Origin of the sequence: Microbacterium sp. (genome assembly GCF_026393345.1) — a bacterium.
Lineage (GTDB): Bacteria > Actinomycetota > Actinomycetes > Actinomycetales > Microbacteriaceae > Microbacterium.
In genome coordinates, this window is sequence record NZ_JAPLAI010000039.1 from 10,423 (window position 1) to 27,579 (window position 17,157).

The 17,157-nt window shown below is 70.2% G+C and carries 11 protein-coding genes and 2 pseudogenes; 6 read left to right on the forward strand and 7 right to left on the reverse strand.

Annotated features, from left to right (window positions below):
* Nucleotides 1–341 (reverse strand): annotated as a pseudogene (locus tag NT132_RS06455) (hypothetical protein); the annotation flags it as partial.
* Between the two features lie 323 nt (nt 342–664).
* On the opposite strand from NT132_RS06455, the gene NT132_RS06460 reads away from it, so the two are divergent.
* The 6 genes and pseudogenes from NT132_RS06460 (at nt 665) to NT132_RS06485 (ending at nt 8,258) form a co-directional block, all read left to right on the forward strand.
* Nucleotides 665–1,678, forward strand: coding sequence for a LacI family DNA-binding transcriptional regulator (locus tag NT132_RS06460; protein ID WP_297786574.1), 1,014 nt, complete (start codon nt 665–667; stop codon nt 1,676–1,678).
* Nucleotides 1,679–1,831: 153 nt separating this feature from the next.
* Complete coding sequence (locus tag NT132_RS06465; RefSeq protein WP_297786655.1) at nt 1,832–2,575, forward strand: L-ribulose-5-phosphate 4-epimerase; 744 nt, start codon at nt 1,832–1,834, stop codon at nt 2,573–2,575.
* Nucleotides 2,576–2,611: 36 nt separating this feature from the next.
* Nucleotides 2,612–3,754 (forward strand): multiple monosaccharide ABC transporter substrate-binding protein, encoded by a 1,143-nt coding sequence (gene chvE, locus NT132_RS06470; RefSeq protein ID WP_297786577.1) that lies wholly within the window; start codon nt 2,612–2,614, stop codon nt 3,752–3,754.
* An 80-nt stretch (nt 3,755–3,834) separates the two neighbouring features.
* A pseudogene (gene mmsA, locus NT132_RS06475) lies at nt 3,835–5,304 on the forward strand (multiple monosaccharide ABC transporter ATP-binding protein); the annotation flags it as partial.
* Between the two features lie 48 nt (nt 5,305–5,352).
* Entirely contained in the window at nt 5,353–6,588 is a 1,236-nt protein-coding gene (gene mmsB, locus NT132_RS06480) for a multiple monosaccharide ABC transporter permease (RefSeq protein WP_297786658.1), read from the forward strand.
* Between the two features lie 233 nt (nt 6,589–6,821).
* Nucleotides 6,822–8,258: an LLM class flavin-dependent oxidoreductase gene (locus NT132_RS06485; RefSeq protein ID WP_297786580.1), complete on the forward strand. Its 1,437-nt coding sequence runs from the start codon at nt 6,822–6,824 to the stop codon at nt 8,256–8,258.
* A gap of 80 nt (nt 8,259–8,338) precedes the next feature.
* Here NT132_RS06485 and NT132_RS06490 read toward each other — a convergent pair whose 3' ends face one another.
* The 6 genes from NT132_RS06490 to NT132_RS06515 form a co-directional block, all read right to left on the reverse strand.
* Nucleotides 8,339–9,280, reverse strand: coding sequence for an NADP-dependent oxidoreductase (locus NT132_RS06490; RefSeq protein WP_297786583.1), 942 nt, complete (start codon nt 9,278–9,280; stop codon nt 8,339–8,341).
* 167 nt (nt 9,281–9,447) lie between these two features.
* Nucleotides 9,448–13,377: an ATP-dependent RNA helicase HrpA gene (hrpA, locus tag NT132_RS06495; RefSeq protein ID WP_297786586.1), complete on the reverse strand. Its 3,930-nt coding sequence runs from the start codon at nt 13,375–13,377 to the stop codon at nt 9,448–9,450.
* 25 nt (nt 13,378–13,402) lie between these two features.
* Nucleotides 13,403–13,978 carry a hypothetical protein gene (locus NT132_RS06500; protein ID WP_297786589.1) on the reverse strand — a complete coding sequence of 192 codons (576 nt, stop codon included), beginning with the start codon at nt 13,976–13,978 and terminating at the stop codon, nt 13,403–13,405.
* On the reverse strand, nt 13,975–14,829 hold the full coding sequence (locus NT132_RS06505; RefSeq protein ID WP_297786592.1) for an FHA domain-containing protein: 855 nt from the start codon (nt 14,827–14,829) through the stop codon (nt 13,975–13,977). Before NT132_RS06505 ends, NT132_RS06500 begins: the two co-directional genes overlap by 4 nt.
* Nucleotides 14,822–15,655, reverse strand: coding sequence for a protein phosphatase 2C domain-containing protein (locus tag NT132_RS06510; RefSeq protein WP_297786595.1), 834 nt, complete (start codon nt 15,653–15,655; stop codon nt 14,822–14,824). Before NT132_RS06510 ends, NT132_RS06505 begins: the two co-directional genes overlap by 8 nt.
* On the reverse strand, nt 15,652–17,157 hold a 1,506-nt coding region (locus NT132_RS06515; RefSeq protein WP_297786598.1), incomplete at its 5' end, for a transglutaminase domain-containing protein. The genes NT132_RS06515 and NT132_RS06510, both read right to left, overlap by 4 nt.

The following is a 17,157-nucleotide window of genomic DNA, read 5'->3' on the forward strand; positions in this document are numbered from 1 at the left end:
GTGCGGGAGAGGTCCCGGATGCGGCGGCGACGACCCGCGCGGACGGCTGCGGCGGCCGCGGCGAGGTCGTCGGTGTCCAGGCGCAGCGCGGCATCCGCGAGAAAGGTGCGGGCGAGGGCCGCGGGGTCCGGACTGTCCGGCGCATTCTGCGCATCCGGGGCGTGCGGCGCGTGCGGTGCATTCGGGGCGTGCGGTGCTTCGGGCGCGTGGGGTGCGTCGGCCAGGAGGCGCGCGGCCTCCTCGAGGAGGTCGGCGATATCCGCGCGGCGGTCTGCGGACACGCCGGACTCGTCGCCGCCGCGGCGCTGGGAGAGGGGAAGATGCTGGGCGAAATCCGCCATGCGCCGAGCGTACGCCAGGGCGGCCGGCCGCGATCGCCGTGCCGGCGAGGAGCGTCGACCGAGGTCAGAACCTGGAGCGTTCCCCCGTCGATACCGAGACGCGGGGTGCCGCGCGGGGGCGCCGCATCCGTCGAGAGTGGTGGACGGAACGGAGGTGCACGCGGGTCCGGACCGGGGAATGCCGGGTCACGTATGTGACGCGTCACATCCGCGACCCGGCCAGGTGGCGTCACGTTCTCACAGCGGTCTGAGAGCCGCGGCGGGTGCATAATTGCCCCGGAACGATGTGACCGTGCGCATCACGGACGAAGGGGTTCGGCGGCATGAGCGACGACGCGACGGGCAGGCGGCCCAGTATCCGCGACGTCGCTCGTCTGGCGGGGGTATCGCACCAGACGGTGTCCCGCGTCATGAACAACCACCCCAGCATCCGGCCTGGAACCCGCGACCGGGTGCAGCAGGTCATGACCGAACTGCAGTACCGTCCCAACCGAGCCGCGCGGGCGCTGGTGACGAGCCGCTCCCAGACCATCGGCATCCTGTCGTCGTCGAGCACCGAGTACGGCCCCGCGTCGAGCATCGCGGCGATCGAGGCCGCGGCGCGCAGCCGCGGGTACTGGGTCTCGACCGCCAACATCGAGCCGCGGGAGCCAGAATCCATCACGGACGGCATCGCCCATCTCATGGCGCAATCGGTGGAGGGGCTCGTCGTCATCGCCCCGCAGGTGCGGGTGTTCCGGGTGCTGGCCGCCCAGCACCTCGACATCCCGTACGTGACCCTGCAGTCGACCGGGCTGGATGAGCAGCACGCCCTCTCCGTCGACCAGAGCGCCGGTGCGCGCCTGGCCACCCGGCACCTCATCAGCCTCGGGCACCGCGACATCTACCACCTCGCCGGCCCGCAGGACTGGATCGAGGCCGAGGCCCGGATGCGGGGATTCCTCGAGGAGATGGGCGCCAACGACATCCCGACCACCGCGCCCATCCTGGGCGATTGGACGGCGGAATTCGGCTACTACGCGGGTCGCGAGATGCTGCGCGTGCCCGACTTCACCGCGGTGTTCTCCTCCAACGATCAGATGGCGCTGGGGCTCATGCACGCCATCCGGGACGAGGGCCTCGACGTGCCCCGCGACATCAGCATCGTCGGATTCGACGACATCCCGGAGTCCGCGCACTTCTGGCCGCCGCTGACGACGATCCGCCAGGACTTCCCTGAGCTGGGGCGCCGGTGCGTGGAACTCTTGCTGGGGCCGGAGGACGGCATGGAGCCGCTGGCGGGAGCCATCCTGCCCGAGCTCATCGTCCGCGGGTCCACGGGTCCCGCACGGCGCTGAGCCAGCGGCGTTACCAATCCGAAACACGCCCAGGTTTGACAGGGCGACCGCGGGCGTGGCTATAGTGTCGCAATGTGAACGGTCACATTTGCCGTCACCAACAGGTTTCACAGACAAGGGAGTCTCACTGTGAGTGGGTCCGACAACGCCTCCGTGCGCGACGAATACGTCGTCGGCGTGAAGACCGAGGTCGCGATCGCACGGATTCGTGCGGAGGTCGCTTCGCTGCACGGTGAGCTCGTCCGCTCCGGCCTGGTGGTGTGGACCGGGGGGAACGTGTCGGCCCGTGTCCCGGGTGCAGACCTGTTCGTGATCAAGCCGTCCGGGGTGTCGTACGACGACCTCGCTCCCGAGAACATGATCCTCTGCGACCTGGACGGCACCGTCGTCCCGGGGACGCCCGGCAGCGACCGGGCCCCGTCGTCGGATACCGCGGCGCACGCGTACGTGTATCGCAACATGCCGGAGGTCGGCGGTGTGGTCCACACCCACTCGACGTACGCAGTGGCGTGGGCGGCGCGGGGGGAAGAGATCCCCTGTGTGATCACGGCGATGGCGGACGAGTTCGGCGGTCCCGTCCCGGTGGGGCCGTTCGCGATCATCGGCGACGATTCGATCGGCCGGGGGATCGTAGAGACCCTCACCGGCCACCGATCCCGCGCGGTGCTCATGCAGAACCACGGCCCGTTCACCATCGGCACGTCCGCGAAGGATGCGGTCAAGGCCGCCGTGATGCTCGAGGACGTGGCCCGCACCGTGCACATCGCCAAGCAGGGCGGCCCCCTCATCCCCCTCCCGCAGGACGCCATCGACCGGCTCTACGACCGGTACCAGAACGTCTACGGACAGACCACCGACGCACGCCGGGACACCCCCGGCGTGCCGGGGAACAACTGAACACCGCACACAACTGAACATCGCACCATGACGACGATGTCCATGAAAGGAAACACAGTGAAAGGCAACAAGATCCTGCTCACGGCCGCGGCCGTAGCGGTCAGCGCCCTCGCCCTCTCCGGTTGCTCGAACGCCGGGGGCAGCTCCTCCGGTGACGGAGACGGCGGCCTCATCGGCGTCGCCATGCCGACGAAGAGCTCGGAGCGCTGGATCCAGGACGGCAACGCCGTCAAGGAGCAGCTGGAGGACGAAGGCTTTACCGTCGACCTCCAGTACGCAGAGGACGACATCCCCACCCAGGTCTCGCAGATCGAGAACATGATCACCAAGGGCGCGGAAGCCCTGATCATCGCCTCCATCGACGGCACCACCCTCTCCGAGGTGCTGCAGAACGCGGCCGACGCCGACATCCCGGTGATCGCGTACGACCGCCTCATCCGCGACAGCGAGAACGTCGATTACTACGCGTCGTTCGACAACTTCGTCGTCGGCCAGCAGCAGGCGTGGTCCGTGCTCAACGGCCTGGGCCTCACCGAGCTCGACGGCACCCCGATCGACGGCGCCCCCGCGGGCCCGTTCAACATCGAGCTGTTCGCCGGTTCGCCCGACGACAACAACGCCACGTTCTTCTGGAACGGTGCGATGGACGTCCTCGAGCCCCTCATCGACGACGGCACTCTCGTCGTCAAGTCGGGTCAGACCGACTTCCAGCAGGCCGCCACGCTCCGCTGGGACGGCGAGGCCGCTCAGAGCCGCATGGAGGACATCCTCACGGCGAACTACTCCGACGGCACGAAGGTCAACGCGGTGCTCTCGCCGTACGACGGAATCTCGCGCGGCATCATCTCCGCTCTCACCGACGCCGGTTACGCGGTCGGTGCCGAGTGGCCGATCATCTCGGGTCAGGACGCGGAGCTCGACTCCGTCAAGGCCATCAACTCCGGTGAGCAGTACGCCACCATCTTCAAGGACACCCGCAAGCTCGCGGAGGTTGCTGTCAAGATGGCTACCGCGCTGCTCAACGGTGAGGAGCCCGAGGTGAACAACACCGAGGACTACGACAACGGGGTGAAGGTCGTCCCGTCGTACCTGCTCGAGTCGCAGATCGTCGTCAAGGACAACATCACCGAGGTCCTCGTCGACTCCGGTTACTGGACCGAAGACGAGATCAAGGGCTAAGAACGATCCCAGCCCGAACCGGGCGGCGAGAATCCTCTCGCCGCCCGGTTCGGGCGAGTCGGCAAGGAGAGATGAGACCTATGAACATCCTCGAGATGCGAGGGATCACGAAGACGTTCCCCGGCGTCAAGGCGCTGTCGGACGTCACCCTCGCGGTCGCGCGCGGCGAAGTCCACGCGATCTGCGGTGAGAACGGCGCCGGGAAATCCACCCTTATGAAGGTGCTCTCCGGCGTGTACCCGCACGGCACCTACGACGGCGCCATCGTCTACGAGGGTGAGGAGGTGGCGTTCAAGAACCTGCGCGACAGCGAGGCGAAGGGCATCGTCATCATCCACCAGGAGCTGGCACTCAGCCCCTACCTGTCGATCGCCGAGAACATCTTCCTCAACAACGAGCGTCGCGGACTCGGCGGACTCATCGACTGGAACCACACGAACTTCGAGGCGGCGAAGCTGCTCGAGCGCGTCGGCCTCCGCGACAACCCGACCACCAAGATCAATCAGATCGGTGTCGGCAAGCAGCAGCTGGTGGAGATCGCCAAGGCGCTCTCCAAGGAGGTGAAGCTGCTCATCCTCGATGAGCCCACCGCCGCACTGAACGACGAGGACTCCGATCATTTGCTGGATCTCATCCTGCAGCTCAAGGAGCAGGGGATCACGTCGATCATCATCAGCCACAAGCTGAACGAGATCAAGAAGATCGCCGACACCGTCACGGTCATCCGAGACGGCAAGACGATCGAGACGATCGCGAAGAACGACGTCACCGAGGACCGCATCATCAAGGACATGGTGGGCCGCGACCTCGAGCACCGGTACCCGGACCACGAACCGCACATCGGGGAAGAACTGCTGCGGGTCGAGAACTGGACCGCGCACCATCCGCAGGATCCCACCCGCGTCATGGTCGACGATGTGTCGATCACGGTCCGCGCGGGCGAGATCGTCGGTATCGCGGGCCTTATGGGCGCGGGGCGCACCGAGTTCGCGATGAGCCTGTTCGGCCACAGCTACGGCTCCCGGATCTCCGGCAAGGTCTTCATGCGCGGCACCGAGATCAAGACGCGGACGGTCGCCGAGGCCATCGACAACGGGCTGGCCTACGCCACCGAGGACCGGAAGACGTACGGACTGAACCTCATCGAGGACATCAAACGCAACGTCTCCATGGCCTCGCTGAAGAAGCTCGCCAAGGGCGGTCTGGTCGACGACAACCAGGAATTCAAGGTCGCGAACGAGTTCCGTCGCGACATGAACATCAAGGCGCCCAGCGTCCTGGCCAAGACCGGCAAGCTCTCCGGCGGCAACCAGCAGAAGGTCGTGCTGTCGAAGTGGATCTACTCCGACCCCGACGTGCTCATCCTCGATGAGCCCACCCGCGGCATCGACGTGGGCGCGAAGTACGAGATCTACACGATCATCAACAGGCTCGCGGCCGAGGGCAAGGGCATCATCGTCATCTCCTCGGAGCTTCCCGAGGTGATGGGGCTGGCCGATCGCATCTTTACGCTGTCCGCGGGCCGGGTCACCGGCGAGGTCGCCCAAGCTCATGACCATGGAGAAGCCCCGCTGACGGGGCTTGCAGGAGACACTTTCATGTCGAATTCCGACCTTCCGAACGAATCCCAGGCCGCGGGGAGCCTCGTCAACCCCGCCGACAACAAGTTCACGCGCTGGCTGACCACGGTCATCAGCGACCTGGGCAAGAACGGCATCTTCATCGCGCTGATCGCGGTGGTGATCCTGTTCGCGGTGCTGACCAACGGCATCCTGCTGCGGCCGCAGAACATCTCCAACCTCGTCGTGCAGAACGGGTACATCCTCGTGCTCGCGATCGGCATGGTGATGGTCATCATCGCCGGCCACATCGACCTGTCGGTCGGCTCCGTCGCGGCCTTCGTCGGCGCCGTCTCCGGTGTGTTCGCGGTGCAGTGGGGCATGCCCTGGTGGCTCGCGATCATCCTGTCGCTGGCGATCGGCGCCGCGGTGGGTGCCTGGCAGGGCTTCTGGATCGCCTATGTCGGCATCCCCGCCTTCATCGTGACCCTGGCGGGCATGCTCATCTTCCGCGGTCTCGCGCTCGTCGTGCTCGGCAACGCCAACATCGGCTCGTTCCCGACCGAGTACCGCGCCCTCGGAAACGGGTTCCTCTCGGGCCTGTTCGGTGGCGAGGACGTGGACATCTTCACGCTGGCCATTGCGGCGATCGCGATCATCGCGCTCATCGTGCAGCAGTTCCGCACCCGCGCCGGCCGCCAGAAGTACGGCCAGGAGGTGGAGCCCATCGTCTGGATGGTCGTGAAGCTCGCGCTCATCGCCATCGTCATCGGGTTCTTCGCCTACGCGCTGGCTTCGTACAAGGGCATCCCGGTCACGCTGATCGTGCTCGCCGTCCTCGTGCTGGCGTACGGCGTGGTCATGAACCGCACCGTGTTCGGCCGCCACATCTACGCCATCGGCGGCAACCGCCACGCGGCGGAGCTGTCGGGCATCAAGACGCGCCGCGTCGACTTCTGGCTGTTCGTGAACATGGGCTTCCTCGCGGCTCTCGCGGGCCTCATCTTCACCGCCCGCCTGAACCTCGCCGGTCCCAAGGCCGGTGACGGCTTCGAACTCGAGGCCATCTCGGCCGCGTTCATCGGTGGAGCCGCGGTCCAGGGTGGTGTCGGCACCATCGGTGGCGCCATCATCGGTGGTCTCATCATCGGTGTGCTGAACAACGGCATGTCGATCATGGGCATCGGCATCGAGTGGCAGCAGGCCGTCAAGGGCCTCGTGCTGCTGCTGGCGGTCGCGTTCGACGTCTACAACAAGCGTCGCACCGGCAACTGACCCGCATCCGCGTTCACGGAGGCCTCGCCCATTCGGGCGGGGCCTCCCGCGTTTCCTGCCCGTTGCCGAGCCACCCCGATAAGTGCGAGCCACCCCTTTTCGAACTGCATCTAGAGGGGTGGCTCGCAGCGAAAGGGGTGGCGCGGCCGTGACGGCGGGGGAGTGCGTGTGCCTGCATTGCGCCGTGTGTCGGCGGAGTTGGGCATGCGGCCGCGGGAGGTGACACTCGTCGCATGGGTAAGCGCATCATCCTCAACGCCTTCGACATGACCTGTATCAGCCACCAGTCGGCGGGCACCTGGCGGCATCCGGCCAGCCGTGCCACGAGCTACACCGACCTCGAGTACTGGACCGAGCTGGCGAAGCTGCTGGAGCGCGGGCGGTTCGATTCGCTGTTCATCGCTGACGTTCTGGGCATCTACGACGTGTATCGCGGGTCTGCGGCGACTGCTCTCCGCGACGCCGACCAGGTGCCGGTGAATGACCCGTTCCTGCAGGTCCCGGCGATGGCGCTCGTCACCGAGCACCTCGGCTTCGGTGTCACCTCGGCGCTCACGTACGAGCAGCCCTACGCGCTGGCACGGAAGTTCTCCACCCTCGACCACCTCACCAAAGGCCGCGTTGCCTGGAACGTCGTGACGAGCTACCTGAACTCCGCTGCGGTCAATCTCGGCCTGACGCAGCAGATCTCGCACGACGAGCGCTACGACATCGCCGACGAGTTCCTCGACGTGACGTACAAGCTGTGGGAGGGCTCGTGGGACGAGGATGCGGTCGTCGGAGACCGCGAACGCGGTGTGTACACCGAGCCGACAAAGGTGCATCCGATCGGGCACGAGGGGCGGTACTTCAGGGTCCCCGGCATCCACCTGTCCCAGCCGTCCCCGCAGCGCACCCCGGTGATCTTCCAGGCCGGGGCTTCGCCGCGCGGCCGGGCGTTCGCCGCCAAGCACGGCGAGGGTATCTTTATCAGCCCGGCCAATCCCGCGCAGGCGCTCGCGATCACGAGCGACATCCGCGACCGCGCCGAGGCGGAGGGTCGTAGCCGCGACTCCGTGAAGGTGTTCGTCCTGGTCACCGTCATCACCGCGGAGACGGACGCGGCGGCGCAGGCGAAATTCGAGGAGTACCTGTCGTACGCCTCGGGCGAGGGCGTACTCGCCCTCTACGGCGGGTGGACCGGCATCGACTTCAGCCAGTGGGACCCGGACCAGCCGCTCGAGGAGATCGAGAACGACAGCCTCCGATCGGTGCTGTCGTCGCTGGCCACCATCGACCCGGAGCGCCGCTGGACCGCATCCGACATCGTCGAGCAGCGGGCCATCGGCGGCATGGGCCCGGTGATCGTCGGCGGCCCCGAGACTGTCGCGGACGAGTTGGAGCGCTGGGTCGACGAGGGCGATGTCGACGGCTTCAACTTCGCCTACGCCATCACCCCGGGCACGTTCGAAGACCTCGTGGAGCACGTGGTCCCCGAGCTTCAGCGTCGCGGCCGCGCGCAGACTGAGTACGCCGGCTCCACGCTGCGAGAGTCGCTCTACGGGGAGGGGAACCGGCGCATTGATGCGACGCATCCGGCCGCGGCGTACCGCGGGGCGTTCGCCGCAACGGCGGACGACGGGACGCTGCCCTCGACGATCGCCGACCACGTCACCGCCCAGCCCGCCTGAGCCGCGGTGCCCCGGGTCACGCCCCGAATCTCGGCGCCGTCGACTGCGGAGGGCGGCGGGCGGACCGGCGCGCGGGCGGGTCAGGGGAGGAGGGTGATCTTGCCCTGGGCGCCGGACTCCACCAGACGGTGCGCCTCGGCGGCGTCGGCGAGCGGGAGCGCGGGACCGAGCTCCACCGAGAAGCGGTCGGCGGCGAGCAGCGAGAGCGCCACCGGCATCGCCTCGCCGCGCCACGCCACCTGCTGCGCGGTGAGCGGATGCGGGCTGCCGCCGGAGTACGCCTGGATGCCGAGGGCGTCCGCATCCGCCCCGCGCACGAGCGTCGCGATCCGGGTGCGGTCCGGCACGAGCTCCAGCGACACGTGCAGCGCCTCGTCGGTGCCGGCCGCGTCGATCGCCACGGTGACGCCGTCCGATGCCGCATCGCGAACCCGGTCGGCGAGCCCCTCGCCGTACGCCACCGGTGTCGCCCCGAGAGACCGGATGCGGTCGAACCGTCGGGGTGACGCCGTGGCCACCACCCGCGCCCCCCACAGCACGGCGAACTGGATGACCGCCTGGCCGACCGACCCGGAGCCGGCGTGCAGCAGCAGGGTGTCGTCCGCGCGCACGTCGAGGGAGCGGAGCGCCTGGTACGCGGTGCCGACCGGGATGCCGAGCGCCGCGCCGACCGCAGCGGACACCTGCGGCGGCCGGTGCTGCACCAGCGGGACGGGCAGCAGGATCTCGCTCGCATAGGCGCCGCTGGCGCCGAAGAACACGACCTCGTCGCCCGGTCGGTACCCCTCGACGCCGTCGCCGACCGCGGTGACCACACCTGCGCCGTCGGAACCGACACGGCGCGGTTCGGTGATCGGGGCGGAGGGCCGGATCGCGGCGCGCAGCTTCGCGTCGATGGGGTTCACCCCGGCGGCCTCGACCCGGACGACCAGGTGCCCGGGCTGCGGCTGCAGCGGTGGTGTCTCCACCAGAGTGAGAACGTCGGGTCCCCCGAACGCGGTGTAGACGATCGCGTGTGCCATGACCCGAAACTTACCGCCGTCCGCTCGCTCGCGCAGCAGCAGCATCCGATCGATCGATCACTCGCGCAGCGCCCATGTCCCACTTTCTGCCGGAATGAGAGCGTCAGAGCGACAGAAAGTGGGACACGTAGCGGCAGAAAGTGGGACATCGAGCCCGAGGGCGCGCCTCAGGAGGTGCCGCGGAGCGCCTTCATGATCCGCTGCGGCGACACCGGCTCCGCCGTGCCGAGCGGCTGCGCGTACAGGCTCACCCGGAACTCCTCGAGCAGCCACCGGGCGTGCACCAGGTTCGGCGGAGCATCGGGCGCGGGCGGGATGGTGCCACCGGCCTCGGTGAACGCCGCCAGCATCCGCTCGTACTCCGTCATCCGCTGCCGGTCGCGACCCGGGTTGTCGGCGAGCGCGCGCACCCGGTCGCGCGCAGCGCGCAGGTACCGCGGCAGGTGGGCGAGCCGGGCAAGCCCGGTCGCCGAGACGAAACCGGGGTGGATGAGGCCGCCCAGCTGCCCGCGCACGTCATTCAGGGCACCCAGCAGGGTGAGCGAGTTCTGCCGCTTCAGCTCTCGTTCCACTTCCCGCGAGGCGGTGAGGATGCGGGCGACGAGCGACACCGCGGCGAACAGCTCGTCGGTGACGGCGGCGGAGAAGGCATCACGGACCCGCTCGAAGCCGGCTCGATCCCGCACCACACCGCCCGGCGCGGTGCGGGCGATCACCGCATCCGCCACGGCCGACCGGGCGTCCTCGATGAGAGCCTTCGCGTTGGGGTACGGGGATGCGGCGAGGGCCAGCTTCTCGTTCGCGGTCAGGTGCTCGAGCACATAGCTCGCGGGCGACGGCGACGACAGCAGCACCAGCCGGCGAAGGCCCGCACGGGTGGCGGTGGCCGCTGCCTCCGGGGTCGCCTCGATCCGCAGGGTCACGTCGGTGCCGGCGTCGACGAGCGCCGGATATCCTCGCACGACCCCGCCCGCGACAGGGGTGTCGACGAGCTCGGGCAGGTCTCCGATCGTCCAGTCGGTGAGCCCGGTGCGCTGCTGCAGACCGGATGCGGCGGCAGGGGCGGGTCCGGGGGCGCGAGGCCCCGGACGCTCCGCGCGGGCGACCGTCCGGGCGACCTCGCTCTGAGCCCGGTCGGCGAGCCGGGCCTGGAGGGCGGCGAGGTCGCGGTCGGAGCCGAGCGCGCGGCCGCGATGGTCGACGGCACGGAACGACATCAGGAGGTGGCCCGGCAGTCGCTCCAGATCGAAGTCCGCGGCGGTGACCGGCTGGTTGGCGATGCGCTGAATGCGTCCGGCGAGGGCCTCGCGCAGGCTCATCGCCGGAAGGCCGTCGTGGTGCTCCGGGCCCGCCTCGACGAGTTCCGCGGCGAACCGGGCTGCCCAGTCTGCGGCGGGGACCACGTGACGGCGGATCGCCTTCGGCAGCGCGCGGATGAGGCCCGCGATCAGGTCGTCCCGCATCCCGGGCACCTGCCAGTCGAACCCGTCCGCGCGCAGCTGCGCGAGGAGGGCGACGGGAACGACGACCGTGACGCCGTCGTCGGGCGCGCCGGGTTCGAACCGGTACGCGAGCGAGAGCACCTGATCGCCCTGCCGCCACCGGGTCGGGAAGTCGCGCTCGTCGGCGCGGCTCGAGCCCTCCAGCAGATCGGCCTCGCTGAGGTCGAGGAGGCGCGGGGTGCGCTCGGCCGCATCCTTCCACCACGCCACGAACGAGCGCACGTCGAAGACGTCCTCGGGGATGCGGGCATCGTAGAAGGTGTACACCGCCTCATCGCCGGCGAGGATGTCGCGGCGACGCTCCCGCTCCTCGACCTTCTCCAGGCGACGTCGGAGCTCGAGGTTCCGCCGGGCGAACGCGGTGAGCGGCTTGGGGAGTGACGCGGCATCCCACTCCTCGTCGACGAGGGCGTTCCGCAGGAACATCTCCCGCGCGAGCGGCCGGTCGACCCGGGCCAGCTGGATGCGGCGGCGAGGGATGATCTCGACGCCGAACAGGGTGACCTTCTCGGCGGCGACGGCCGCACCCGCATCCTTCGACCAGTGCGGGTCCGACAGCTGCCGCTTCACGAGGTCGCCGGCCAGCGGCTCGGCCCAGGCCGGGTCGATGGCCGCGGCGGTGCGGGCGTACAGGCGGCTCGTCTCCACGAGTTCGGCGGCCATCACAGCCTGCGGGCTCTTCTTCCGCAGGCCCGAGCCGGGGAACAGGGCGAACTTCGCACCCCGGGCGCCGCGGTACTCGGCACGCACCTGCTTGCCTTTACCTGCCGCGCCCTTGACGGCGCTGCGCTCCCGCTCGTCGAGGATGCCGATCTGCGACAGCAGCCCGGACAGGATCGCCTTGTGTACCGCATCCGGGTCCGCGGTCCCGGGCTCCGGGTTCCGGGGCGCCCCGACGAGCTGGGACAGCTGACGGTGCACGTCGAACCATTCCCGCACGCGGACGTAGTTCAGGTACTCGGCGCGGCACAGCCGCCGGAAGGCGCTGGAGCCGAGCTCCGCCTGCTGTTCGCGCAGGTGGTTCCACAGGTTCAGGACGGAGAGGAAGTCGCTGGTGGGGTCGGTGAAGCGCGCGTGCGACGCCTGCGCCTGATCGCGCGCCTCCTCGGGGCGTTCGCGGACGTCCTGGATCGACAGACCTGCGACGATCGCGAGGACATCGCGCTGTACCCCGGTGCGGTCGGCCTCGACGAGCATGCGGGCGAACCGCGGGTCGATGGGCAGGCGCGCGAGCTCGCGGCCGATCTTCGTCAGCGTCACGCCCTCGCGCTCGCGCCGGATCGCGCCGAGCTCGGTGAGCAGCTCGAACGCGGCGGAGACACCGCGGGAGTCCGGCGGGGTGAGGAAGGGGAACGACGCGATGTCGCCGAACCCGAGCGCCAGCATCTGCAGGATCACCGAGGCGAGCGAGGTGCGCAGGATTTCGGGTTCGGTGAACTCCGGACGGCGCTCGAAGTCCTCTTCGGCGTACAGGCGGACGGCGATGCCGGGGGCCGTGCGGCCGGCGCGCCCGGCCCGCTGCTGGGCGGAAGCCTGCGAGATCGCTTCGATCGGCAGCCGCTGGATCTTCGACCGGTTGCTGTAGCGCGAGATCCGGGCGGTGCCGACGTCGACGACGTACCGGATGCCGGGGACCGTGAGGCTCGTCTCCGCGACGTTGGTGGCGAGGATGACACGCCGGCGAACCCCGGCGACGGTGGAGCGTTCGAAGACCCGGTGCTGCTCGGCGGCGGAGAGGCGGCCGTACAGCGGCAGCACCTCGGTGGGGGACGCGTCCTTCGCGTACGCGCCGCGCACCGCATCCATCGCGTCGCGGATCTCCGCCTCGCCGGGGAGGAAGACGAGCACGTCGCCGGCCGGTTCCCGGTCGAGTTCGCGCAGCGCCGCGACGATCGCCGACACCTCGTCCTCGGCGTCGGAATTCAGGCTGTGTGTCGCAATCCCGGCCGATTCGAGGTCATCGTCGTCCTCAGCCTGAATTCCGACACCGAACGGGCGGTACCGGATGTCGACCGGGTAAGTGCGGCCGGACACCTCGATGACCGGCGCCGGGGCGCCGTCCGCGTCGGCGAAGTGACGGGCGAAGCTTTCCGGGTCGATCGTCGCGCTGGTGACGACGACTTTCAGGTCGGGGCGACGGGGGAGGAGCCGGCGGAGGTAGCCGAGCAGGAAGTCGATGTTCAGCGACCGCTCGTGCGCCTCGTCGATGATGATCGTGTCGTAGCGGCGCAGCATCCGGTCGCGGTGGATCTCGTTCAGCAGGATGCCGTCGGTGACGAGCGCCACGCGGGTGTCGGCCGACACCTTGTCGGTGAAGCGGACCTTGTAGCCGACCGCCCCGCCGAGCGGCACCTGCATCTCTTCGGCGATGCGCTCGGCGATCGTGCGGGCGGCGATCCGCCGCGGCTGCGTGTGCGCGATCTTCGTGCGGCCGAGCTCCAGCAGGATCTTCGGCAGCTGCGTGGTCTTGCCCGACCCGGTCGCGCCGGCGACGATCACGACCTGGTTCTCCGCGATGGCGCGCGCGATCTCCTCCCGGGCGGCGCTGACGGGCAGCTCCGGGGGGTAGGAGATTACGGGTTCAGGTGCGGACACAGCCTTCGATGGTATCCCGCCCGCGTCACGCCGAGATCAGCAGCACGAGTCCGACGAGCGCACCGGCGAACACGACGACGCTGGTGCCGGCGAGGATGAGCAGCCGGTTCCGCAGGATGCGGCGGCGGGCGGCGCGTGCGGCGGCGCCGCCGTCGTTCGGGGTGGGATCGGGGAGTTCGATAAGGGCGGGCGGGGCGGACCGCACGACCGGGGTCCGCAGCGCCGGGGCAACGTCCGTCTCCGCGGGCCGGGGCCCGACGTCGACGTGGGTGGTCTGCGTGCCGGTCGACGTGGGCGTGTCTGCGGGTGTCATCGCGGGGGCCTGGGCAACGGCGGGGCGCCTCGTGATGCGGGTCGCGTCGTCGTCCACGGGTACGGGCGCGGATGCGGGGCGCCTCGTGATGCGGGTGGCGTCGTCATCCACCGGGGTCGGGCGCCGGCTCAGCTGGGTGGCGTCGTCAGCGCCGTCGCCGTCATCAGTGTCGGCGTCGGGCAGGGCGTCCACGCCGCGTCGCGTGATGCGGGTGGCGTCGTCGTCGGGTACCGGGACGGTCCCGCGCCGGGTGATGCGCGTGGCGTCCTCGTCCTCGGGCGTGCTCATGCGTCTCCCACGAATCGGATGCGGACGCCGCCGGGCAGCTCCGCGGTCTCACCCACCGCGACCGGGGCGGGTTCGGACGGCCGGAGGCGGCGGGCTGTTCCGGCCGCGTCCACGAGCGAGGTGCCGCCCGCGCTGCCGAGGTCTTCGATGCGCACATCCGCACCGCGACGGGAGACGCGCACGTGCCGCCGTGACACCTCGCGGGGTGCCCGGTCGAGGGCGATGAGGGTCGGCAGGTCCCGGCCGTCGAGCCGGTCGCTCCGCGGCCCCCGCCCGATCAGCAGATCCCCCTCGATGGCGATGCGCTCGCCGGTGGGCAGCTCGATCATCCGCGGGGCCGCATCCACCGGCAGGGCGGGGCGCGGCGGGGCGAGGGCAGCGTCGGGTCCCGCGGTGACGGCGGCGGTGGCGCGCATCGCGATGCCGGAGGCGGTGGTCGGCCCCGGACGCGCGGGAAGGGCGCGCGGGGCGGAGTCGGTGCGGGTGATGGCGGGGGACTGCAGGCACCAGACCCGGCGGATGTCGGTCATCGTGACCTCACGCCAGGAATGCACCCCGAAACCGTCGACGCGGTCGATCGTCCCGTCGGTCCGTTCCGCTCGGAGCACGAAGGGGCCGCGGAGGAAGGCAGTGAGCCGGTCGTCCTCCAGTGCCACAACCGCGAACGCGGGGGTGGCGGCGAGTCCGTCGGCCAGCAGCACGTCGAGCAGGGCGGCGGGCGCCGCGGTATCCGCGGGAAGGGCCAGGATGCGGCGGGCGGCAGGGATGGCGCCGCGACCGGCCGACATCACCGCCCAGGTGTCGGTTGCCACCGCGGGCAGCGCACCGTCCAACCACACTCGCTCAGTCACGTCCGCTCCCTGAGGTGAGGGTATCGGTGTCGACCGGCTGCACGCTCGCCTGCGTGCTCGTGCCGAACCCGCCGGTCATGTCGTCGGCCCGCGGCGTGAGCGCACCCTCGCGCACATCGACCACCACGGCGGAGATGTTGTCGCGGCCGCCACGGGCCAGCGCCTGTTCGACCAGCGCGTGCGCCGTCTGCGCCGCCGACCCGCCGAGGGTGAGACCCGCGCGCAGCGCCTCGTCGCCCAGCTCGTCGCTCAGGCCGTCCGAGCAGATGAGCAGACGCTCCCCGGTGACGATGGGGGCGAGCCAGTAATCCGCGTCGCTCTGCGCGTCGCCCACGGCGCGAGTGATGACGTGGCGGCCCGGATGCGTCCCCGCTTCGGTGCGGGTGAGCCCACCCGCTGTCACCATCTCCTGGACGACCGAGTGGTCCACCGTGATCTGCTCGAGGCTGCTGCCAGACAGCCGGTACACCCGCGAATCGCCGATGTTGAAGACCAGCCACACCGGTGAGCCGTGCTGCACCACCGCGACCACGCCCGACACCGTGGCGCCCGCCCCGCGCTTGTGCCGTCGGGCGATCTGCGCGACCGTGCGGTGGGCGGCGGCGATCGTTGCGACGACCTCTTCGGGCTGCACATCGAGCCGACCCTGCAGGGGGGAGAACGCGGCCACCACGGCGGCGCTCGCCCGATCGCCCGCGTCGTGCCCGCCCATGCCGTCGGCCACCAGGTACACCGGATGCGTGGCGAACAGCGCGTCCTCGTTCACCGGCCGCACCCGCCCGGGATCGGTGCGGAACCCGGCGACGACACCCACCCGGACCGTCATCGGCGTCGTCCCGTCGTCGGAACGAGCTGACGCAGCCGTTCGCGGAAGGAGCGCAGCGAGAGGCGGGCCCGCCACCGCTGCCAGAACGTGGCTTCGCTCCGGAGCCGTTCGCGTTCCGCATCCACCAGCGCCCAGAACTCCTCGCCGTCGGCATCGGAGGGCGGATGCGGGGCGAACACGGCGCGATCCGCCCAGGTGGCGAGGGTGGTGCCGGCGGCGGCGCCGGTGAGCTGGGTCGCCGCCTCCTGCCGGGTGGCCGCACGCGGCGGCACCGCACCGTGATCGACCACGGTGTCCACGTACTCGTCCCAGCCGGCGACGACCCGGTCGATCGGGTCGGGCGTGCCACGCCGCGACCGGTACCGGATGGCTTTCGCCGCGAGCAGAGCCGCGAACGGCAGGCCCAGCACGATCAGCGCGAACAGCGAGATTCCGCCGACCCGGGCGGTCGCCCACAGCCAGGTCAGGTCGGTCTGCGCCGCGGGGTCGTCGTCCGTGCCGCCGGAATCGGCCGGATCGGCCTCGGGCGGCAACACAGTGTCCGCCTGCTGCGGGTCGACCTCGGTGGGGTTCTGCGGGTCGCGGCGCTGCTGCACCTCCGGCGAGAGCGGCACGGCATGCTGCGGGGTGGTGTCGACCGCGGTCCAGGAACCGTCCGCATCCTGCACTTCGATCCAGGCGGCCAGCGCACCGCCGGTGCACGCGCCGTCGTCGCACACCGGGAGCGTATCGTCCTCGCTCGACAGCCGCGCGCCGACGACCACCCGGGCGGTGAAGCCGAGTTGGTCGGCGATCATCGCCGCCGCCACCGCGAACTGCTCGTCATCGCCCGGGGCGGCGACCAGCAGCGTGTCGTCGTCGCCGCCGACCTCGTTCTGCTTGTCGATGAGCTGGGTGAACAGGGTCGAGATGCGGTCGCTGGAGTGACCCGCGCGACTGGATTCGAACGTGTACCCGTCGAGGTCGGTGAGCCACGACGGCGGGTCAGCCGTGTCGACGCTCAACGCGTGGCTGAGGTAGCCCCGGGCACGCAGGCGCGACAGAAGTTCCGCGAGGCCCGCGCCTCCGGCGGGCGCCTCCTGCAGCTCGATCCATGCGGTGAGGCTCTCCGGGATGAGGGACGGGTCGATGACGGCCCCGTCGTCGCCGGGGTCGAGCGCGCTCACGTCCTGCTCGTTCGCGACGAGGACGCCGTCCTGGGTGTACGCGACGCCGTCGGTGAGCCCGGAGCCCGCCAGCTCCACGCCGGTGAGCGTGTCGGGGTTGTAGAAGAACCCGTCGCTGAGGGCGGCGCGGTCTCCACCGTTGAAGTCGAGGGCCCGCAGCGTGCCGACGGTCGGCACCCAGATGCCGCGGTAGTCGCCGATGGTGACCTGCGCCTGCACCACGGGGCCGCTGCCGGCATCGAGGGAGGCGGGCACCCGGGTGAACGCCGTGCCGTCGCCGCCCGCGGGGTCCGCGGCCTGCATGACGCGTCCGTCGTAGAAGGGCAGCGTCGCGAG